General features: G+C 76.7%; 24 protein-coding genes. 10 read left to right on the top strand and 14 right to left on the bottom strand.

The features are described from left to right. Positions 1-75: 75 nt before the first annotated feature. The gene (locus tag HL054_RS00120; protein ID WP_369136650.1) at positions 76-1026 is read right to left on the bottom strand and encodes a UTP--glucose-1-phosphate uridylyltransferase; all 951 of its coding nucleotides are present in this window, start codon (positions 1024-1026) and stop codon (positions 76-78) included. A 193-nt stretch (positions 1027-1219) separates the two neighbouring features. Here HL054_RS00120 and HL054_RS00115 point away from each other — a divergent pair, with 193 nt between their 5' ends. The 3 genes from HL054_RS00115 (at position 1220) to HL054_RS00105 (ending at position 4831) form a co-directional block, all read left to right on the top strand. After that, the gene (locus tag HL054_RS00115) at positions 1220-2452 is read left to right on the top strand and encodes a CaiB/BaiF CoA transferase family protein (protein WP_369136649.1); all 1233 of its coding nucleotides are present in this window, start codon (positions 1220-1222) and stop codon (positions 2450-2452) included. A gap of 5 nt (positions 2453-2457) precedes the next feature. After that, on the top strand, positions 2458-3963 hold the full coding sequence (locus tag HL054_RS00110; protein ID WP_369137959.1) for a carboxyl transferase domain-containing protein: 1506 nt from the start codon (positions 2458-2460) through the stop codon (positions 3961-3963). A gap of 148 nt (positions 3964-4111) precedes the next feature. Next, on the top strand, positions 4112-4831 hold the full coding sequence (locus HL054_RS00105; RefSeq protein ID WP_369136648.1) for an ABC transporter ATP-binding protein: 720 nt from the start codon (positions 4112-4114) through the stop codon (positions 4829-4831). A gap of 8 nt (positions 4832-4839) precedes the next feature. Here the strand turns inward: HL054_RS00105 and HL054_RS00100 are convergent, their stop codons facing one another. The 4 genes from HL054_RS00100 to HL054_RS00085 all read right to left on the bottom strand — a co-directional run bounded on the left by HL054_RS00100 (position 4840) and on the right by HL054_RS00085 (position 7635). Beyond that, entirely contained in the window at positions 4840-5397 is a 558-nt protein-coding gene (locus tag HL054_RS00100) for a dihydrofolate reductase family protein (RefSeq protein ID WP_369136647.1), read from the bottom strand. Positions 5398-5506: 109 nt separating this feature from the next. Then, positions 5507-6532, bottom strand: coding sequence for an LLM class flavin-dependent oxidoreductase (locus HL054_RS00095; protein ID WP_369136646.1), 1026 nt, complete (start codon positions 6530-6532; stop codon positions 5507-5509). Between the two features lie 43 nt (positions 6533-6575). After that, on the bottom strand, positions 6576-7058 hold the full coding sequence (locus HL054_RS00090; protein WP_369136645.1) for a MarR family winged helix-turn-helix transcriptional regulator: 483 nt from the start codon (positions 7056-7058) through the stop codon (positions 6576-6578). Positions 7059-7086: 28 nt separating this feature from the next. Then, a complete protein-coding gene (locus HL054_RS00085; protein WP_369136644.1) occupies positions 7087-7635 on the bottom strand; it encodes a TIGR03086 family metal-binding protein in 549 nt (182 codons plus the stop codon). A 37-nt stretch (positions 7636-7672) separates the two neighbouring features. Between HL054_RS00085 and HL054_RS00080 the strand changes: the two genes are divergently transcribed. From HL054_RS00080 to mscL, 4 genes are all read left to right on the top strand, one after another. Continuing rightward, a complete protein-coding gene (locus HL054_RS00080; protein ID WP_369136643.1) occupies positions 7673-8548 on the top strand; it encodes a helix-turn-helix domain-containing protein in 876 nt (291 codons plus the stop codon). Between the two features lie 124 nt (positions 8549-8672). Continuing rightward, entirely contained in the window at positions 8673-9035 is a 363-nt protein-coding gene (locus tag HL054_RS00075; protein WP_369136642.1) for an FmdB family zinc ribbon protein, read from the top strand. Between the two features lie 109 nt (positions 9036-9144). Next, entirely contained in the window at positions 9145-9801 is a 657-nt protein-coding gene (cpaB, locus tag HL054_RS00070) for a Flp pilus assembly protein CpaB (protein ID WP_369136641.1), read from the top strand. A 48-nt stretch (positions 9802-9849) separates the two neighbouring features. Next, entirely contained in the window at positions 9850-10308 is a 459-nt protein-coding gene (mscL, locus tag HL054_RS00065; protein ID WP_369136640.1) for a large conductance mechanosensitive channel protein MscL, read from the top strand. On the opposite strand, the gene HL054_RS00060 is transcribed toward mscL, so the two are convergent. Both HL054_RS00060 and HL054_RS00055 read right to left on the bottom strand, forming a co-directional pair. Then, positions 10305-10487 (bottom strand): hypothetical protein, encoded by a 183-nt coding sequence (locus tag HL054_RS00060; RefSeq protein WP_369136639.1) that lies wholly within the window; start codon positions 10485-10487, stop codon positions 10305-10307. The two genes, mscL and HL054_RS00060, sit on opposite strands and share 4 nt — an antisense overlap. A gap of 30 nt (positions 10488-10517) precedes the next feature. Next, entirely contained in the window at positions 10518-11063 is a 546-nt protein-coding gene (locus HL054_RS00055; protein ID WP_369136638.1) for a YbaK/EbsC family protein, read from the bottom strand. Between the two features lie 91 nt (positions 11064-11154). Here HL054_RS00055 and HL054_RS00050 point away from each other — a divergent pair, with 91 nt between their 5' ends. Genes HL054_RS00050 through HL054_RS00040 form a run of 3 tightly spaced genes read left to right on the top strand, consistent with a single transcriptional unit; the run spans position 11155 to position 12793 of the window. Further along, positions 11155-11514, top strand: coding sequence for a VOC family protein (locus HL054_RS00050; protein ID WP_369136637.1), 360 nt, complete (start codon positions 11155-11157; stop codon positions 11512-11514). Next, on the top strand, positions 11511-11912 hold the full coding sequence (locus HL054_RS00045; RefSeq protein WP_369136636.1) for a PaaI family thioesterase: 402 nt from the start codon (positions 11511-11513) through the stop codon (positions 11910-11912). Before HL054_RS00050 ends, HL054_RS00045 begins: the two co-directional genes overlap by 4 nt. Then, entirely contained in the window at positions 11909-12793 is an 885-nt protein-coding gene (locus HL054_RS00040) for a phosphotransferase family protein (RefSeq protein ID WP_369136635.1), read from the top strand. The genes HL054_RS00045 and HL054_RS00040 overlap by 4 nt, the downstream gene beginning before the upstream one ends. On the opposite strand, the gene HL054_RS00035 is transcribed toward HL054_RS00040, so the two are convergent. The 7 genes from HL054_RS00035 to HL054_RS00005 form a co-directional block, all read right to left on the bottom strand. Then, positions 12753-13667: an MSMEG_6728 family protein gene (locus tag HL054_RS00035; RefSeq protein WP_369136634.1), complete on the bottom strand. Its 915-nt coding sequence runs from the start codon at positions 13665-13667 to the stop codon at positions 12753-12755. The two genes, HL054_RS00040 and HL054_RS00035, sit on opposite strands and share 41 nt — an antisense overlap. Before the next feature lie 105 nt (positions 13668-13772). Next, a complete protein-coding gene (locus HL054_RS00030; protein WP_369136633.1) occupies positions 13773-14072 on the bottom strand; it encodes a biopolymer transporter Tol in 300 nt (99 codons plus the stop codon). Further along, positions 14069-14926, bottom strand: a complete 858-nt coding sequence (locus tag HL054_RS00025) for an NAD-dependent protein deacetylase (protein WP_369136632.1) — start codon at positions 14924-14926, stop codon at positions 14069-14071. Before HL054_RS00025 ends, HL054_RS00030 begins: the two co-directional genes overlap by 4 nt. 64 nt (positions 14927-14990) lie before the next feature. Then, a complete protein-coding gene (locus HL054_RS00020; protein ID WP_369136631.1) occupies positions 14991-17747 on the bottom strand; it encodes an EAL domain-containing protein in 2757 nt (918 codons plus the stop codon). Continuing rightward, complete coding sequence (locus tag HL054_RS00015; protein ID WP_369136630.1) at positions 17747-18907, bottom strand: FIST signal transduction protein; 1161 nt, start codon at positions 18905-18907, stop codon at positions 17747-17749. The genes HL054_RS00020 and HL054_RS00015 overlap by 1 nt, the downstream gene beginning before the upstream one ends. Before the next feature lie 60 nt (positions 18908-18967). Beyond that, on the bottom strand, positions 18968-19408 hold the full coding sequence (locus tag HL054_RS00010) for an SRPBCC family protein (protein ID WP_369136629.1): 441 nt from the start codon (positions 19406-19408) through the stop codon (positions 18968-18970). Positions 19409-19426: 18 nt separating this feature from the next. Then, a complete protein-coding gene (locus HL054_RS00005; protein ID WP_369136628.1) occupies positions 19427-19792 on the bottom strand; it encodes a hypothetical protein in 366 nt (121 codons plus the stop codon). Positions 19793-19977: the final 185 nt, after the last annotated feature.

Genomic DNA, 19977 nt, shown 5'->3' with positions numbered 1-19977 from the left:
TCCCCACGGCCGGACCGCCGGCCACGGCCGCCGTCGACGGACCTGAGCCCCGATGGTGCCTCCTGACGGGGCCGGTCAGGCCGGCGACGCGCCCTCGGCGGGCAGGTCGGCGACGAAGTCACGCAGCCAGGACCCGAACGCCGGGCCCAGGTCCGACCGCTCGGCGGCGAGCCGGACCACGGCCTTGAGGTAGTCCAGCTTGTCGCCGGTGTCGTAGCGGCGGCCGGAGAAGACGACACCGTGCACCGGCACGCCGTCGTCGACGAGCCGGAGCAGCGCGTCGGTCAGCTGGATCTCCCCGCCGCGGCCGGGCGGGGTCTTGCGGATCGCCTCGAAGACCTCCGGCGGCAGCACGTAGCGGCCGATGATCGCCAGCGAGCTCGGCGCCTCCTCGGCCGGGGGCTTCTCCACCAGGCCGGTGACCCGGAAGACCTCGTCCCCGGCGGCGTCCCCGGACACCTTCGCGTCCTCGACGGCGACCGCGCCGTACTTGGAGATGTTCTCCGCGCCCACGTCCAGCAGCGCGATCACCGCCCCGCCGTGCTCGGCCTGGACGGCGAGCATCTGCTCCAGCAGCAGGTCGCGGGCGTCGATGATGTCGTCGCCCAGCAGGACGGCGAACGGCTCGTCGCCGACGAACGCCGCGGCCTGCAGCACCGCGTGCCCCAGGCCCTTCGCCTCGCCCTGCCGGACGAAGTGGACCTGCGCCACGTCGGTGGACTCGTGCACGGCGTCCAGTCGGGACTGGTCGCCCTTGGCCTCCAGCGCGGTCTCCAGCTCGGGGGTGCGGTCGAAGAAGTCCTCGATGGCGCCCTTGCCGCGGCCGGTGACCATCAGCACCTCGGGCAGGCCCGCGCGGGCGGCCTCCTCGACGATGTACTGCAGGGCCGGCCGGTCGACCACCGGCAGCAGCTCCTTGGGCACCGCCTTGGTCGCGGGCAGGAAACGGGTGCCCATCCCGGCGACGGGGATCACGGCCTTAGTGGCGGTCCGGGGCGTCGAGTGGTCAGTGGACGGGCTCGGCATGCCGGGCAGCCTAACGAGCCGACCGCCGGGCCCGGGTCCCCCGAGACGGTGAAGCCGGGGGCGATCCCGGGCACACCCCGCGGTCGTCGAGGTGCCCGGCTGCCGACCGGCAGCAGCTCGACTGACGTCCCGGGCGCCCCGGTGAGAGGGTGGGCGGACGTCTCTGTCGTCTCCTCGGAAGGACCCCGACCCCGTGAGTGGCCCCCTGGACGGCGTCCTCGTCGTCGACCTGACCCGCGCCCTGGCCGGCCCGCACGCCGGGATGATGCTCGGCGACCTCGGCGCGCGGGTGATCAAGGTGGAGAGCCCGGGCAGCGGGGACGACAGCCGCGGCTGGGGCCCGCCGTTCGTCCAGCCCGAGGGCGCGGACCGCGAGTCGACCTACTTCTTCGCCGCCAACCGCAACAAGGAGTCGATCACCCTCGACCTCAAGGACGCCGGGGACAAGGAGGTGCTGACCCAGCTGGTCCGCCGCGCCGACGTGCTGCTGGAGAACTTCCGCCCCGGCACGCTGGCCAAGCTCGGCTTCGGCACCGAGGTGCTGGCCGAGCTCAACCCGCGGCTGGTGACCCTGGCGATCAGCGGCTTCGGCCACGACGGTCCCGAGGGCGGGCGGGCCGGCTACGACCAGATCGCCCAGGGCGAGGCCGGCCTGATGTCGATGACCGGCTCCGGCCCCGAGGACCCGCAGAAGGTCGGCGTCCCGATCAGCGACCTGCTGGCCGGCATGTACGGCGCCTACGGCGTGCTGGCCGCCCTGCTCGAGCGGGAGCGCACCGGCCGCGGCCAGGTGGTGCGCACCTCGCTGCTGTCCGCCGTCGTCGGCGTGCACGCCTACCAGGGCACGGCGCACACCGTGGGCGGCAAGGTCCCCCGCGGTCAGGGCAACCACCACCCCTCCATCTCCCCCTACGGCCTCTTCCACTGCGCCGGCGGCAGCGTGCAGCTGTCCTGCGGCAGCGAGGGGCTCTGGCGCCGGCTGTGCAGCGAGTTCGGGCTGGACCCCGACGCCCCCGGCTTCGCCACGAACGGTGAACGGGTCGCCCGCCGGCAGGAGGTCATCGAGCTGCTGGAGGCGACCTTCGCCGGCATCGAGGCCCCCGAGCTGCTGGCCCGGCTGGCCGCCGCCGGGGTGCCGGCGGGCAAGGTGCGCACCCTGGACGAGGTGTACGCCTGGGACCAGGTCGAGTCGCAGGGCCTGAAGATCGAGGTGGAGCACGCGACCGCTGGCCGGCTGACGCTGCCCGGGCCGCCGCTGCGCTTCTTCGCCCCCGGCGCGGACGGCGAGGTCGAGACCACCCGCCGCGACCACACCCCGCCACCGGTGCTCGGGGCCGACGGGGACGCCGTCCGGGCCTGGCTGTCCACCGCCGACGGCGTGCCGCAGCCGGCCGGGGACGACGTCGAGGACGGGCACGCCACGTGAGCCGGATGGACGCCCGCACGCTGCGCGACCTGGTGCTCGACCCCGGGTCCTGGCGGCCGTGGGACACCCCGGTGCCGCCGCGCGAGGCCGACGACGACTACGCCCGCGAGCTGGCCGTCGCCGCCGAGCGGTCCGGCCAGGACGAGGCGGTGGTCACCGGCGAGGCGACGCTGCGCGGCCGCCGGGTCGCCGTGGTGGCCGGCGAGTTCGGCTTCCTGGCCGGCTCGATCGGGGTGGCCACCGCCGAGCGGCTGATGACGGCGGTCGAGCGGGCCACCGACGAGGGGCTGCCGCTGCTGGCCGCGCCCGTCTCCGGCGGCACCCGGATGCAGGAGGGCACGGTCGCCTTCCTGCAGATGATCGGCATCACCGCCGCGATCGCCCGGCACAAGGAGGCCGGCCTGCCCTACCTGGTCTACCTGCGCGGACCGACGTTCGGCGGGGTGCTGGCCTCCTGGGGGTCGCTGGGCCACGTGACCATCGCCGAGCCGGGTGCGGCCGTCGGCTTCCTCGGCCCCCGGGTCTACGAGGCGCTGTACGGCGAGCCGTTCCCCGAGGGCGTGCAGACCGCGGAGAACCTGGCCGCGCACGGGCTGATCGACGGCGTCGTCCCGGTCGACGAGCTGGCCGACGTCGCCGACCGGGCGCTGCGCGTGCTGGCCGCCCGCGAGACCTGGCACCGGGGCGCGGCCGTCGAGGGCCCGGTCGAGGGCGACGGCACCGACGCCGACGACCCGGAGGACGGGCGCACCGCGTGGGACGTCGTCACCGCCTCGCGCCGGGCCGACCGGCCCGGGGTGCGGCAGCTGCTGCGGACGGCGGCGACCGACGTCGTCACCCTCAACGGCACCGGCGCGGGCGAGTCCGACCCGGGGCTGCTGCTGGCGCTGGCCCGGTTCGGCGGGGCGCCGTGCGTGGTGCTCGGCCAGGACCGGCGCGGGCAGTCGCTGTCGGCGCCGCTGGGACCGGGCGCGCTGCGCGAGGCCCGGCGCGGGATGCGGCTGGCCGCAGAGCTCCGGCTGCCGCTGCTGACCCTGATCGACACCCCGGGGGCCGCGCTGTCGGTGGCCGCCGAGGAGGGCGGGATGGCCGGCGAGATCGCCCGCTGCCTGCAGGACCTGGTGATGCTGCGGGCACCGACGCTGGCGGTGCTGCTCGGTCAGGGCACCGGCGGCGGCGCGCTGGCGCTGGTGCCGGCCGACCGGGTCCTGGCCGCGGCCAACGGCTGGCTCGGCCCGCTGCCGCCGGAGGGCGCCTCGGCGATCGTGCACCGGACGGTCGACCGGGCCGACGAGATGGCGGCGTCCCAGGGCGTGCGGGCCACCGACCTGTGGCGGGCCGGCATCGTCGACCGGGTGGTGCCCGAGCGGCCGGACGCCGCGGACGAGCCGGTGGAGTTCTGCCGGCGGCTCGGCCGGGTGCTCGCCGAGGAGCTGGCCGGGCTGCTGGGCCGCGACGACGTCGAACGGCTGCGCAGCCGCACCCGCCGCTGGCGCCACCTCGGCCGCTAGCCGACCCCCGGGATCAGGTGACCTGATCCCGGGTGCTCCTGGCTCACGGTGTGCGGTGAGCCAGGAGCAACGGCGGTGAGCCCGGACAGTCGACGGACGACGGCGGACGGCGGACGGCGCCGTCGTACCCGCGGGCCACCATGATCGCGTGGACACCCGCCCCATCCGCCGCGTCAAGCCCGACCCCGGCGCACCGCCGCCGACCGCCGAGCAGCGCGCCCGCTGGCCGTTGACCGTGCCGGCGGTGGCCCAGCTGCTCGCCGAGGGACTCGAGCTGCCCGCCGGCGCGCTGGTGCTGGTCGGCGAGAACGGCTCGGGCAAGTCGACGGTGATGGAGCTGCTGGCGGTCACCCTCGGCTTCAACCCCGAGGGCGGCACCCGGAACACCCGGTTCCGCACCCGCGCCAGCGAGCCGGAGTCGCAGGGCCTGGTCGTCGAGCGCAGCCCCGGTGCGTCGACGTGGGGCTGCTTCCTGCGCGACGAGACGCTGCACGGTCTGTACAGCCACCTCGAGGAGATCGGCAGCCCCGACCCGCAGTACCACGAGCTGTCGCACGGGGAGGCGTTCCTGGAGGTGCTCACCCGCCGGGCGCACGGCAGCGGCACCTACCTGCTCGACGAGCCGGACGCCGCGCTGTCCTTCGGCGGCAGCCTCGCGCTGGTCGCCGTCCTGCTGGACGTGGTGGCCGCCGGCGCGCAGGTCGTCGTCGCCACCCACTCCCCCGTCGTCGCGGCGCTGCCCGGCGCGCAGCTGCTGGAGGTGGGCGACTGGGGGCTGCGCCCGGCGCGCTGGGAGGACCTCCGGCTCACCCGGGACTGGCGGCAGTTCCTGGACGACCCGGGGGCCTACCTGCGCCACCTCCGGTGACGGACGGGTCAGCGGTTCCGGTAGCGCAGGTACACCAGCCCGCTGCCGAAGGACCGCTCCTCGACCAGCCGGAGGTCGAGCCGCACGCCGTCGGGGAAGAACCGCTTCCCGCCGCCGACGACGCTCGTGGTGACGAACAGGTGGTACTCGTCCACCAGCCCGGCCGCGATCGCCTGGGCCGCGAGCTGGGGACCGTCGATGCTGAGGTCGTGGTCGGACCCGGCCTTGAGCCGGCGCACCGCGTCGGGGTCGAAGGTCCGCTCGACCCGGGTCCGCGCGCTGGACACCGACTGCAGCGTCGTGGAGTACACGACCTTCTGCGCGGCCTGCCAGTCCCGGGCGTACTGCACGACGAACGGGGGCGCCCCGGGCGCGGCGTCCGCCGTCTCCCAGAAGACCATCGTCTCGTACATCCGGCGGCCGTAGAGGAACGTGCCGACGGAGCGGAAGCGGTCGCCGATGAAGGTGTGCACCTCCTCGTCCTCGGCCCCGGTGCCGAGTCCGCCCGACGCCGCCTCGGCGTAGCCGTCGAGCGAGGTGACCATCCCGTAGACCAGCTCGGCCATGCTGCCTCCCGGTGCCAGCGCCGCGCTGCGGCAGCGTCCTGCAGGCTCTGACCCCCGCCCGACCGGGAACTCATCGACGGACGGGCGCAGCCCCCGGGCGCCGCCTCCGTCAGGCGGCCGCCTGGTGCGGGGCGGGCAGGCCCCAGGCCGCGGCCAGCAGCTCCAGGCTGTGCAGCCGTTCGGCCACCCCGTGCGTGGAGGCGGTGACCATCAGCTCGTCGGCCCCGGTGTCGGCGGCCAGCTGCCGCAGCTCGGCGACCGCCCGCTCGGGCCCGCCGATGATCGCGTTGCTCGGCATCGCCTCCGCCGCGGCGCGCTCCGGGTCGGCGACGGCCTCGGCCAGCGACGGCACCGGGCGCAGCCGGTTGGTCCGGATCGACAGCCGCATCAGCTGCCCGGGCAGCGCGAGCCGGCGGGCCTCCTCGTCGGAGTCGGCGACCAGCGTGTTCGCGGTGACGACCGCGTAGGGCTCGGCGAGCACCGGCGAGGGCTGGAAGGACTCGCGGTACAGCGTCAGCGCGGCGACCGTGTTCGGGCTGCCGAAGTGGTGGGCGAAGGTGAACGGCAGGCCCAGCTGGCCGGCCAGCTGCGCGGAGAAACCGCTGGACCCCAGCAGCACCACCCGCGGCGCGGTCTGCGCGGCGGGGGTGGCGCGGAACCGCTCGGCCAGGCCGCCCTCGACCCGCTCGTCGCCGAACAGCCCCAGCAGGTCGACCACGTTCTGCGGGAAGTCCTCCGCCGACAGCGCCGTCGGGTCGCGGCGCAGGGCGAGCGCGGTGTGCTGGTCGGTGCCCGGTGCCCGGCCGATGCCCAGGTCGATCCGGCCCGGGTGCAGCGCCTCGAGCAGCGCGAACTGCTCGGCGACCACCAGCGGGGCGTGGTTGGGCAGCATCACCCCGCCCGAGCCGACGACGATGCGCCCGGTCACCGCCGCCAGGTGCGCGATGAGCACCGGCGGGTTGGTGCTCGCCACCGCCGGCATGTTGTGGTGCTCGGCCACCCAGATCCGGCGGTAGCCCAGCCGGTCGGCGGCCTGGGCGACCGCCACGGTGGCGGCCAGCGCCTCGGCGGTCGTCTGGCCGGAGCCGACCGTGGCCAGCTCGAGCACGGACAGGGGCAGCGGGTCCTCGTTCATCACCGGCGGCAACGCCGACCCGGTGGCCGGGCTTCCCGAGGCCTCAGCCGACCTCGGGCACCCGCAGCGTGTGGTCGGGGTCGAGCCGGTCCAGGACGACGGCCAGCGCGTCCCCGAGCGCCTCGGTCTGGGCCGGGGTGAGCCCGGCGAACAGCCCCTCCCGGACGGCGGCGGCGTGCCCGGGGGCGACCCGCCGGACGACCTCCCAGCCGGCGTCGGTGAGCACCGCCAGGTTGCCCCGGCGGTCGTCGGCGGCCCGCTCCCGGCGCACCCAGCCGCGCTCCTCGAGCCGGGCCACGGTGTGCGACAGCCGGCTCTGCGACTGGTTCGCGGTGCGCGCCAGGTCGCTCATCCGGCGGCTGCGGTCCGGGGCCTCCGACAGCATCGCCAGCACGACGTAGGCGGCGTGCGTCAGCCCCGCGTCGCGCTGGAGCTGGGCGTCCAGGGTGCGGGGCAGCAGCTCGGTGACCGCCAGCCACGCACGCCAGGTGCGCTGCTGCCGGTCGTCGAGCCACTGCGGTTCCACGGGGCGAGACGGTACCCACCCGGGGAGCTCATGCCGCCCGCCCCAGCCGGGCGAGCACCCGGGTGGCGCGGTCGGTCCCCTCGCCGGCCGGCACCGCGGGCCGGCAGATGCCCTCCATGTAGAGCGAGTCGCCGAAGCTGTCCGCGCCGGCCTCCACCCGGTCCAGCTCGGCGTCGGTGAGCCCGGTGTCCTGGCCGGTGGCCCGGGCCACGTCCCAGCGGTGCACCACCATGTCCCAGACGTAGAACTGCTCCAGCGTGGAGCCGATCGTCGTGGGCCCGAAGAAGCCGTCGTAGCCGCGGCCGGCGACCTCGTCGTCGGCGATCACCGCGGCCACCCGCTGCTCGTGCGCCCGCCAGCCCGCGGCCGGGTCGGCGTCGACGTCCGGGGCGGGACCGAGGTCGAGCTCGTGCCGGCCGAACAGCTCGCGCTGGGTGTCGACCAGGTGCCGGACGACGTCGCGCGCGCTCCACCCCTCGCACGGCGAGGGCCGGTCCCACGCCTCGGCGGGGACGGCGTCGAGCACGGCGGACAGCGAGCGGGCGGTCGCCTCGTAGGCGGTGGCGGTGGTGTTCATGCCGACGAGCCTGGCCCGGTGCGGCAGGCTGGTCTTGATGAAAGCCGACAGCGAGCCGCCCCGGCTGGACCTGGTCGAACGGGCGCACCTCAAGGAGCCCGGCGACGCCTCGCACGTGATGTACCGCTACGAGCCCGACCCCGGGCTCGCCGGCCTGGTGCGCCGGTTCTGGATCCCGGTCTGGTCCGTGCCGCCCGGCGAGGAGGCGGCACAGCGGGTGCTGCAGTACCCGGTCTGCCTGCTCGTCGTCGCCCACGACTACGCCCGCTGCTACGGCGTGCGGACCGGCCTGTCCACCACCACGCTGGCCGGCGACGGCTGGGCGGTCGGCGTGATGCTCACCCCGGCGGCCGGGTGGCTGGTCGCCGGCGGCCCGGTCGCCGAGCTCACCGACCGGCACGTCGACGTCCAGGAGGTGCTCGGCGCCGCCGGGGAGCGGCTGGTCGACCGGGTCCGGACGGCGATGACCCCTGACCCGCACGCCGCGACGGCGCACCGGGCGGCGATGGCGGCCTTCGACGACGCGTTGCGCCCGCTGCTGCCGGTCGACGCCGAGGGCGAGCTGGTCGACCGGGTGGTCGCCTACGTCGAGGACGACCCGGAGGTGCTCCGGGTCAGCCAGGTCTGCGCGGCCTTCGACCTGTCGGAACGGTCGCTGCAGCGGCTGGTGCACCGCCGGCTCGGGCTGACGCCGAAGTGGCTGATCCAGCGCCGCCGGCTGCAGGAGGCGGCCGAGCGGCTGCGCAGCGGCGGCGGCACGGTCGCCGCGACCGCCGCCGTGCTCGGCTACGCCGACCAGGCGCACCTGGTGCGCGACTTCTCCCGGGTGACCGGGACGACGCCCGGCCGGTTCGCCGCGCGCCACGCGACCGCAGCCGACTCCGGAGCCGACCGGCGCGACGACCAGATGTGACGCGGCGCACCCACCCGCCACGGGGGCCCGGCGTGGACGGCGGGCGGGGCGACGGCGCATCATTGGCAGTCGCCGGGGTCGAGTGCCAGCCTCGGCCCGGACACCACGAGGAGTTCCCAGCACCGTGCCCACCTACCAGTACGTCTGCACCAACCCCGAGGGCAAGCACGAGTTCGAGGTCGTGCAGTCGTTCACCGACGCCGCGGTGGCCACCTGCCCCGAGTGCGGCGCCCCGGTGCGCAAGGTCTACGGCTCGGTCGGCGTGGTCTTCAAGGGGTCCGGCTTCTACCGCACCGACAGCCGCAAGGCCGAGAGCGCCGCCACCCCTGCCACCGGCAAGGACTCCGGCAGCAAGGACTCCGGCAGCAGCAGCAAGGAGTCCTCGACCAGCGGCTCAGGCGGCGCGAGCAAGGACTCGGCCGGCAGCAGCTCGACGCCCTCCACCAGCGCCGCGAGCACGAGCACCGGCGGCAAGGCCGCCAACTGACCCGGCACGGACGACGCCGGCGCGCTGCCGGCCGTCCACAGCGGGCAGCGCGGTCCACAACCCGCCGCTGAGCCCCCGGCCGGTGTCCCCCACCGGCCACGCTCGTGGGGTGCCCCGCCTCCTCCGCCCCCGCCCACCGGTGCACCGGCTCCGGCAGGTGACCGCTGCGGCGCTGGTGTGCCTGGCGCTGGTGCTGGCCCTGCGCCCGCCACCTCCGGCCACCGGGGTCGCGGCCGGGCCGCCGACCGTGCCGGTGACGGTCGCCGCGGCCGACCTGCCGGCCGGCACCGTGCTCACCCCCGCCGACCTGGCCGTCGTGCCGCTGCCGGCCGGCACCGCACCGGCCGGCGTCGCCGCGGCGCCCGACGGGCTGGACGGCCGGGTGCTCGCCGCCCCCGTCCGGGCGGGTGAGCCGGTCACCGACGTGCGGGTGGTGGGGCCGGGGCTGTGGTCGGCGGTCCCGGAGGGGTTGGTCGCGGCGCCGGTCCGGCTGGCCGACCTGGCCGTGGCGACCCTGCTCCGGGCCGGCGACCGGGTCGACGTCCTCGCCACCACCGCGGGCGGGGACGGCGGCGGTGGCGGGCCGCCGGCGGTCGAGGTGGTGGCCGGCGACGCGCTGGTGGTGACCGCCGGCCCGGCGGGTGACGACCCGGGCGGGTCCGGTGACGGCGGACTGCTGGTCCTGGCGGTGCCGACGGCGACCGCCCAGCAGCTGGCCGCTGCCGGGACCGCGGGCTCCCTCACCGTTACGCTCGGCCGGCCGTGACCACGGGGGGCCCTGCCTCGCCTGCCCCCACGACCCGAGGGTGCCTCGTTGCTCAAGAACGCAGTCAAGGGCTTCAAGGACTTCCTGCTGCGCGGGAACGTCGTCGAACTGGCCGTCGCCGTCGTCATCGGCACCGCCTTCACCGCCGTGGTCGGCTCGTTCACCGCGTCGTTCCTCGAACCGCTGATCGGCCTGGTCGGCGGCGGCGGGGTCACCGGGGGCACCCTCACGGTGAACGGCCAGGTGTTCACCTGGGGCTCGTTCATCAACCAGATCATCACCTTCGTGCTGACCGCGGCGGTCATCTACTTCGTGGTGGTGCTGCCGCTCAAGGCCGTGGCCGAGCGGCGCCGGCGCGGCGAGGAGGCCGGCCCGGCCCAGCCCAGCCAGGTCGAGCTGCTGGCCGAGATCCGCGACCTGCTGCGCGCCCAGCAGGGCCTCGAGCCGGCCGTCGAGGAGGAGGGCGGCCGGCACGCCCACACCGGCGAGTTCCGCCGCCCGGTCTAGTCGCTGCCCCAGTGCGGGGGGCGGTCCTCCAGCCAGCGGCGGTCCTCGTCGTCCGGGTCGACCGGCCGCTCGCCCCAGCCGACGTCGCTGTCGTCGGGCGCTCGGCGCGGTGGCGGGCTCGGTGCGGTCCCGTGCTGCGGCTCGGGCGCCGGCTGCCCCGGCACTGGTTGCTCGGACACGTCCAGAGCGTAGGCGCCGGCGGGCCGCGGTCAGTCCAGCGGCTGACCCAGCCCGTCCAGCACCACGGCGCCCGGCAGCGCCGCGAGCACCGCACCGGACACGGCGAGCTTGCTGCCGCGGGTGCCCGACCCGATGACGACGAGCTCGCTGGCGGCGACGGCGGCGTCCACCAGCACCGGCCAGGACGCCGGCAGCCCGACCGGGGTGATCCCGCCGTAGGCCATCCCGGACTCGGCGACGGCGACGTCCTGCGGCGCGAAGGACGCCTTGCGGGCGCCCAGGTGCCGGCGCACCAGCCCGTTCACGTCGGCCCGGGTGGTCGCCAGCACCAGGCAGGCGGCCAGCGTGGTCTCCCCCGCGCGCCGGGCCGCGACCACGACGCAGTTCGCCGACGCGGCGGCCGGCACCCCGTAGACGTCGGTGAACGCCGCGGTGTCGGCCGCGTCGTCGTCGATGGCGGCCACCCAGGCCGGCCCGGACAACCCGGGCAGGGCGGCGGCGACCGGGGCGCCGAGCAGGTCCGGGTGCTCGTGCGCGGGCGTCCAGGTGAGCGTGCCGAGCTGCGGTGCGGTCATGACCTGATCGTGCGGCACCGGCCTGGCCGCGCGCCCGCCGGGTCGACCGTCCCGGTGTCGCGCCGGCCCGGCCGGGGGGAGGATGTCGACCATGATCGGTCAGCTGCACTCCGTGGTCATCGACGCCCCCGACCCGCACGCCCTGGCCACCTTCTACGCCGGCGTGCTCGGCATGGAGGTCAAGGGCGAGCCGGGCGACGACTGGGTGGTCGCCACCGGCGCCGGCTACCGGCTGGCCTTCCAGGAGGCGCCGGGCCTGCAGCCCCCGGACTGGCCCGACCCGGCCCGCCCGCAGCAGTTCCACCTGGACATCCGGGTCGCCGACATCGACGTCGCCGAGCCGCAGGTGCTGGCCATCGGCGCGCGCCGGCTGCCCGGTGGCGGCGGCGACTTCCGGGTCTACGCCGACCCGGTCGGCCACCCGTTCTGCCTGGTCTGGGACGCGGCGTGACCCCGGACCTCACCGCGGCCAGCGCCTTCGTCGCCGCGACCGGTCTGGAGCTCGCCGAGGTCACCGGCACCCGGGTGACCGGGCACGTCGAGGTCGGCCCGCAGCACCACACCCCGTGGGGCGTGGTGCACGGCGGCGTCTACTGCACGGTCGTGGAGTCGGCGGCCTCCATCGGGGCGAGCACCGCGGTGGCCGAGCGCGGCCAGTTCTCCGTCGGGGTGGCCAACAGCACCGACTTCCTGCGGCCGATGACCGCCGGCCGGCTGGACGTCGTCGCCGAGCCGGTGCAGCAGGGCAGGACGCTGCAGCTGTGGCTGGTCACGCTGACCCGGGAGGACGGCAAGCTCGTCGCCCGCGGCCAGGTGCGGCTGCAGAACGTCCCGCTGCCCGCCGGGTGACCGCCGCGGCCGTCGCCGCGGCGGTGGCGGTGGCCTGCGCGCACGGCCTCACCAGCACCGACCCCGTGGTGCTCAACGACGGGGTCAACTGCGTCGTCCACCTGCGGCCCGCGCCGGTGGTCGCGCGGGTGGCCACGTACACCCCGCTGCTGCGGCCGGCCGTCGAGGTGCCGTTCGCCCGCGAGGTCGCGCTGGCGACCGCGCTGACCGACCTGGGGGCGGCCGTGGTGCCGCCGTCGGACCTGCTGCCGCCCGGGCCGCACCGGCACGACGGGCTCACCCTCTCGTTCTGGCGGCACGTCCGGGTGCTGCCCGACCAGCCCGGGCCCGAGGTGGCCGGCCGCTGCCTGGCCGAGCTGCAGGTCGCGCTGGCGCACGTCCGCCCGGACCCGGCCACCCGGCCGCTGGACCGGGTGCTCGACGACCTGGCCGAGTTCGGCCGCCGCGGGACCGACCTGGGCGCCGACCCGGGCCGGGTGGCGGCGGTCGGTGACCTGGTCGGCCGGCTGCTCCCCCGCCTGACCGGTGAGCCCGGGACGCTGCACGGCGACGCGCACCCGGGGAACCTGCTGGCCACGCCCGCGGGCTGGCGGTGGACAGACCTCGAGGACACCTCGGCCGGCCCGCGCGCCTGGGACCTCGCCACGCTCCGGACGACCGGCCGGCTGGACGGGCGCGCGGCGCTGGACGCGATGCCCGACCCGGTCCCGGACGCCGAGCTGGCGCCCTTCACCTGGCTGCGCCGGCTGCACGCCGCGGCGTGGTGGGCCGTGCACGCCGTCCGGGAGCCCGACCACGGGCCCGCCGCCCGCGACCGGCTGGCCGCCGCGGTCGCCGAGGTCAGCGCAGGCCTGGCGGCAGCGCCCCGGGGTCGAGGGTGACCCGGAACAGCGCGCGGGGGTCCTGCAGGGTGGCCGGGGGCCGGGCCGCCGAGCGGGGCACCACGGCGGCGAAGCGGGCCGGCCGGCGGTGCGGCAGCAGCTCCCGGCCGGCGAAGGCGTAGTCCCCGACCACCTCGCCCAGCAGCAACCCGGCGCCGTGCTCGACCGGCAGCCCGACGAGGTCGCCGGGGGCCATCTCGTCCAGCAGCGCCGACAGCTGCCGCAGGTCCTTGGCCGGGCGCTTGCCGGTGAGCTCCTTGGACAGCGCGCGGAGCTCGGCCGCGGACAGCCCGGTGGCGTCGACGTCCACGCCGGACTGGGTGCCGAGGCCGACGACCCCGGTGGCCAGCGCGGCCCCCAGCTCGGTGTGCGCGCGCGGCCGCACCACCCACACCGGCACCCCCGCCGGCGGCGGGGCGGGCGGGACGTCGTCCGAGCCGGGCCACAGGTAGGGCAGGTCGTCCGGGTCGCCGGGGAACCGGGCCCGGTAGAACTCCGGGTCCTTGGCCAGCAGGTTGGACCGGTGCGAGAGGTGCAGCTCCTCGTTGCCGACCCAGCTGGGCAGCAGCCCGGCGGCGGCCGCCTCCGCCTGGGTCAGGCCCGCGGCGTCCGGCGCGAACTCGGCGATCAGCGCCTCGGTGCTGTCGGCGAACCCGCGCTCGCGCCACACCCGGACCATCGCCAGCGAGTACACGACCAGGCCGGCGGTGTACCCGCGCCACATCGTGACCACCGGGTGGCTGGCCCAGCCGTAGTCGGGCAGCTCCAGCGCGCGGAGCACCTGCAGGCACTCCACGCGCTGCTTGCCGAGCCGGGGGTTGTCCAGGAGCCGGGCGGACTCGGTGAAGTCGGCGACCGGCAGGAACGTCTGCATCGCCGCCCATCCTCTGTCAGCCGCGCGCAGCGCGCCCGGTCAGCCGGCCTGCCTGCAGGGGCCCGCCGTGAGCCTGCGAACGGTGGGGGGCAGGGAGGTCCTTCCTCAGGGCTCGAGCTCCCGCAGCGCGGTCTCCCAACGGTCCCGGCGGGCGTCGTCGTCCTGGTCCCACCAGGCCTCGCCGCGCTCACCGAGCCCGGTCTTGGCCAGCTGCACCCGGGCGCGGGCCGCGGCCACCGCGGCGTCGTCCCCCCGGGAGGTGCGCACCGCGGAACGGGCCACGCCGAGGTGGTGCAGCAGCCGGGACCGCACGTCGTCGGGCAGCGCCGGGTCCGCCGTCCGCCACCGGCGCCCGTCGACGACGATCCAGCGCCCGTCGTCGGTGTGCTCGACCTCGCGGCTCATCGCAGCCGGCGGGCCAGCTCGGGCAGCACCGCGCCCAGCGGGGCGTCCACCCGGACGTCGGCCTTCGCGTCGCCGCGGGTCGGCCCGGAGTTCACGATCGCCACCGGGATGCCCCGCTTGGCGGCGGCGATGACGAACCGGTAGCCGCTCATCACGGTCAACGACGAGCCCAGCACCAGCAGCGAGCGGGCCTGCTCGACCAGCCCGAAGCAGTGGTCGACCCGGTCGCGGGGCACGGTCTCGCCGAAGAAGACGACGTCGGGCTTGAGCGGCCCGCCCCCGCAGGCCAGGCAGTCGACCATCACGAACCCGTCGAGCGCCTCCTCGGGCAGGTCCACGTCACCGTCGGGGTTCACCCCGTCGGCGGCGTCGGGCCGGAACCCCGGGTTCGCCGCCCGCAGCCGGACGTCGAGGTCGGCCCGGTCGGCGACGTCGCCGCAGCCCAGGCAGACCGTGCGGTCCAGCCCACCGTGCAGCTCGGTGACCTCGCGCGCACCGGCGGCCTGGTGCAGCCCGTCGACGTTCTGGGTGATGACCGCCCCGACCGCCCCGGCCGCCTGCAGCTCGGCGACCGCCCGGTGCCCCGCGTTGGGGCGGGCCTCCCCGATCTGCCGCCAGCCGACGAAGCTGCGGGCCCAGTAGCGGTGCCGGCCGCGCGGGTCGCGGGTGAAGGTCTGCCAGGTCATCGGCGTGTGCCGGCGCTGCGAGCCGGTGACGCCGCGGTAGTCGGGGATGCCGGAGTCGGTGGACAGCCCGGCGCCGGACAGCACCAGCGCACCGCCGTCGGTGAGCAGGTCGGCGAGCAGGTCGGCGGGGGCCGGGCCGCCCTCGACGGTGGTGGGGACTGCGGTCACCGCACCATCGTCCCCGCGGATCGGCCGCGGCGCCCGCCCCGCGGCGCCCGCCCCGCGGCGAGGGTCAGCCGACCGGCACCAGCACGCCGCCGCCGACCAGCAGCGCGGTCATCCTGCCGGCGTCCAGCGCCGGGGAGAACAGCCAGCCCTGCGCCGAGCGGCAGCCCAGCCGCAGCAGCGCGTCCCGGTGCTCCTCGGTCTCCACGCCCTCGGCGACCACGTCCAGGCCGGCCGCCTCGGACAGCGCCATCACGGCGCGGACGATGCCGACGCCCAGCGACCGGCACTCGCTGTCGCCGCCGAGGTCGCGGACGAAGCTGCGGTCGATCTTCACCGTGTCCACCGGCAGGTCACGGACGTGCGCGAGGTTGGAGTAGGACACCCCGAAGTCGTCGAGCACCAGGCTCACCCCGGCGTCGCGGAGCCGGTGCAGCTCCTGCAGCTGGGCAGCGGTCCGCTCCATGTTCTCGGTCACCTCGAGCCGGAGGTGGCCGGCGGGCACCCCGTGCCGGCGCATCGTGGCGGCCACCCGGTCGACGAACCACGGGTCGTCCAGCTGCACGGCGGACAGGTTCACCGACGCCCGCAGGTGGCCGCTCCCGGGCAGGGCGCGCCAGGCGCCCAGCTCCCGGCAGGCCTCCTCGACCACCCAGTCACCGATCGCGGCGATGACCCCGGTCTCCTCGGCCAGCGGCACGAAGACCTCCGGCGTGACGTCGCCGAGCACCGGGTGCTGCCAGCGGAGCAGCGCCTCCACCCCCTCGACCCGCCCGCCGGCCAGCGCCACGATGGGCTGGAAGAGCACCCGCAGCTCCTCGCGCGCCAGGGCGCCCTGCACCTCCTGCCGGAGCCCCAGCCGCTCGACCGAACGCCGCGCCGCCGCCGCGTCGAAGACCTGCACCCGGCCGCGGCCGGCCCGCTTGGCCTCGTACATCGCCGCGTCGGCGTCCCGGAGCAGGTCGCTCACCGCCGCGGGCCCGGTCCGCTCACCGAGCGCCCCGCCCACGCTGGCCCCGATCCGCACCGGGTCGCCGTCCAGGGAGAACGGGCGGCGCAGCGCGGCGAGCACCCGCTCGCCGACCGCGGTCAGCACGTCCCGGTCCGCGGTGCCGGCGAGCACGACCACGAACTCGTCGCCGCCCAGCCGGGCCAGCAGGTCACCCGGCCGGACGCAGCCGCGCAGCCGGTCGGCGACCTGGCGGAGCAGGTCGTCACCGGCCTCGTGGCCGAGCCGGTCGTTGACCGCCTTGAACTCGTCGAGGTCGCAGAACAGCACGCCGACGGTGCACGGCGGCCCGCCGGCCAGCCGCTCGTCCAGCGCGCGCCGCACCAGTGCCCGGTTCGCCAGGCCGGTGAGCGAGTCGTGGGTGGCCTGCACCCGCAGCTCGTCCTCCAGGCGGCGCCGCTCGCCGGTGAACCGGGAGGACAGCACCGTGCTGCCCTCCTCACCCGGCGACACCGACAGCCCGGTCTCCACCCACGCCCACTCGCCGGCCTCCTGGCCGACGTGGTCGGCGGTGCCCTGCCGGAGCCGGTGCTCGACCCGGGTGACCCGGGGCCAGGAGCGCAGCGCGCGGCGCACCTCGGCCCGGTCGTCGGGGTGCACGCGGTCGACCCAGCGGCGGCCGACGAGCTCCTCCGGCGGCACCCCGAGCCCGCGCGAGTAGGACGGCGAGACCCACCGGACGGTGCCGCTGGGCTCCACCACCGCGACCATGTCGCTGATCGCGTCGGTGAGCACCCGCAGCCGGGCCTCGCTGTCGGCCAGTGCCCGGTACAGCCGGGCGTTGACCAGGGCCGCCGCGAGCGACCCGCCCAGCAGGGCGGCCGCGTCGACGGCGGCGGTGGTGAAGGCGCCCGGCCGAGGGTCCACGGCGTAGAGGAGGACCACCGGCCGGCCCTCGACGAGCACCGGGATGCACATCAGCGACCGGACGTCGCCGCGCAGGTCGGGCCCGAGCCGGTCGGGGCCCTCGGCCATGTCGTGCACCACGGTGGTCTCCCCGCGCAGCGCCGCCGGCCAGGACACCAGCTCGGACACCGGACGGGGCCAGCGGGCCTCGTCGTCGACCACCCACGCGCGGGCGGTGGCCAGCTCGGCCACGCCGTCCTCGACGGTGACCGCGCTGGTCCAGGCCGCGCCGGCGATCTCGGCCAGTGCGTCGACCGCCTCCGCCAGCAGCGCCTCGGGCTCGAGGTGCCGGGCCAGCCGGGCCCCGGCGCCGGCCAGCCGCTCCACCGTCTGCCGGCGTTCGGCGTCCTGCACCGCGGACTGCAGCCGCTCGGCGATGGAGCGGAGCAGCAGCAGGTCGGTGGGTTGCAGCGTGGTGGGCTCGGCGTGCACCAGCACCAGGGCGGCGCTGCCGGCGCCCCGGCTGTCGACGGGCACGTGGGCCACCGTCCGGACGGCGACGCCCGCGACGACCGGCAGCGTGTCCGCCGGCGCCGTCCAGGTGCCCGGGGACCGGCCCGCCAGCAGGCCCGCCGCGACGACCTCGGCGGGCAGCGCGGGCACGTGCTCGTCGCCGAAGCCGCAGGACGCGAGCACCTCCATGCCGGCGGCCGCGCTGCGGCCCCAGAGGACGAGGTCGGCGGAGAAGATCTCCGACAGCGCCTCGACGGCCCGCTCGGCCAGCTCCTCGGGGCTGCCGCTGCGGCCCAGCAGGTCCAGCATCCGGACCAGGCCGGCCGACCGCCGGTAGGCCTCCTGGGCGGCCAGCTGCGCCCGGCGGAGCTGGCCGGCCTGCGGATCGCCGCGCGGCCCGGCGACCGGCGGGACGCCCGGCGCCCACGGGCGCGGCGGGGGGACGAGCGCGGTCATCAGAGGGCGATCGCCGTCAGGGTGGCGTTGTGCACGCCACCGGCGCCGCGCGACCGGGAGAACTCGCCGTAGGTGTACAGGCCGAACACGGTCGCCCGGCCGGCCTCCCGTTGCAGCCGGTCGACCTCCTCCGCGACGAGTTCGCCCAGGAGGGTCTGCCGGGCGGCGCAGTCGAAGGTGAGCAGCACCCGCTCGGAGCCGGTGACCACGGTCCCGGCGGCGACGTCGTCGACCACGGCGAGCAGCGTCGACTGCTCGGCGCTCATCACCTGGACGGCGGCGAAGGTCGGCACCGGCTCGAAGGTGTTGAGCTCGCCGCAGGGCCCGCTGAACACCGCCCGGACCAGGTGGGAGCCGTCGGGCTGGATCAGGCCGAGGGCGTAGGAGCTCTCCACGACGGTGTCGGCGATGCCCTGCTGCTGGGCCTCGGCGAGCCCGGTGGCCTCGGCGAAGACCTCGCCGGCGGACTGCCCGCCGAGCTCGTGCAGGACCAGGCCCTCGGCCCGGGTCACCAGCAGCGGCGGCCCGACCGGCGTCCAGCCGTGGGCGGTGGCCACCCGGAGCGGGTGCGGCGAGGCGATCCAGACGCCCACGGCGGCGTCGCTGAGCGCCTCGTCGCCGAGCAGGACCTTGGTGGAGCTGAGCTGCCAGTCGTCGGCCGCGACGCCGCCGACGATCGGCACGCTGGACCCGGCCGCCCGGTGCGCGCCGGCGACGACGGACTGCTGCCCGCCCACCAGCCCGTCGGTCAGCAGCAGCAGGGCGGCGTGCGGCAGGCCGTGGTCGCCGGCGGCCGCGCGGGCCTCCCGCACCAGCTCGACACCGGCCTCGGTCGGCCGGGAGCTCATGCCGCGCGCGGACCCGACCCCGAAGCGGTACCCGCCGCCGGACAGCGTCAGGACGGCGACGCCCTGCCCCGGGCCGGTGACGTCAGGACCGACGAAGTGGCCGACGCTCGTGGCACCGACCAGCGGGGCGTCGCCGGTGACCGAGCGGATGCCGGCCAGCAGCTCGGGGAGGTCGTAGCGGACGGAGGTGAACACCACGACCAGGTCGGGTGCGCCGGGCAGCCCGGCGACGGCCGCGGTCGCGGCGGCGCGGCCGGCGTCCGTGGCGGCGGGTGCGTCGCTGGACCCGGTGCCGTGCAGGAGGGTGCTCACCCACTCCTGGTCGTCAGCGGCCGCCCCGGGCTTGACCCGAGGTCATCCCGTGGGGGGAGCTCAGCCCAGCGTGCCGGCCAGCCGGTCCAGCAGCGCGCCGTGGATCCGGGCGAGCCCGCGGGGTGCGAAGGTCCGCTCGAAGAACCCGCCGATGCCGGTCGCGCCGGTCCAGGTGGTGCGGGCCCGGACGGTGCTCCCGCCGTCGTCGGTCGGGTGCACGCTCCAGGTGGTGACCATGCTGGAGTTGGTGTCGCTCTCCACCAGCGTGCCGTCGGCGCCCTGGGTGACGACGACGTCCTGCTCGCGGACGCGCTTGGACGTGGCCTGCAGCCGCCAGTGCACCCGGGTGCCCGAGCCCTGGCCGCCCTCGTCGACCCGGTACGCGCTGTACTGCTCCGGCAGGACGGCGGGGCGGGTGGTGGTGTAGTCGGCGAGCGCGGCGCGGACGACGTCCGCCGGTGCCCGTACGACCCGTTCAGCTGTGGCGACGACCTGACCCATGCCGCCCAGTCTGCCCGCTCACCCCGGCGGCTCCTCCTCGGCGTCGAGGTAGCGGCAGCGGAACCGGGCGTCGGCCATCGCCTCGGTGAACCGCGCCTCCCACAGCGGGTCGCGCGCGGGGAAGGTCTCGAACACCCGCTCCTCCAGGACCTCGGGGCGGCCGTCCGGGCCGGGGACGGTGCGGCGCAGCAGCACCCGGGTGGTGCCGTCGACCTCGTCGTGGGCCGCGGACCAGTGGGCCGGGACCGGCCCGACCCGCCGCTGGGAGCGGCTCGTGGCGGGCAGCCGGCCGGACGCTGCGGCGGGCCGGGGCGCCGCGGCGGCCCAGGCGACGATGCCGGCCAGCAGCACGAGCAGCAGCACGGCCATCAGCACACCGACCATGGAGGAACGGTAGTGCGGTGCCGCCCGCAGCGGTCAGTCGACGACGACGGCCGCCGGGGCCGCGGTGAGCGAGTGGGCGCCGCAGGTGCAGGTGCCGCCGTTGCGGGCGGACACGACCAGGGAGACCGCGTGCGCCCGGTCCCGGGCACCCAGCTTGCGCAGGATCGCCTTCACGTGGGACTTCA

It is taken from the genome of Modestobacter versicolor (assembly GCF_041028285.1).
In the GTDB taxonomy this organism is placed as follows: domain Bacteria; phylum Actinomycetota; class Actinomycetes; order Mycobacteriales; family Geodermatophilaceae; genus Modestobacter; species Modestobacter versicolor_A.
Note: the sequence above shows the minus strand (reverse complement) of the source record. Positions and strands in the feature narration are given on the sequence as shown.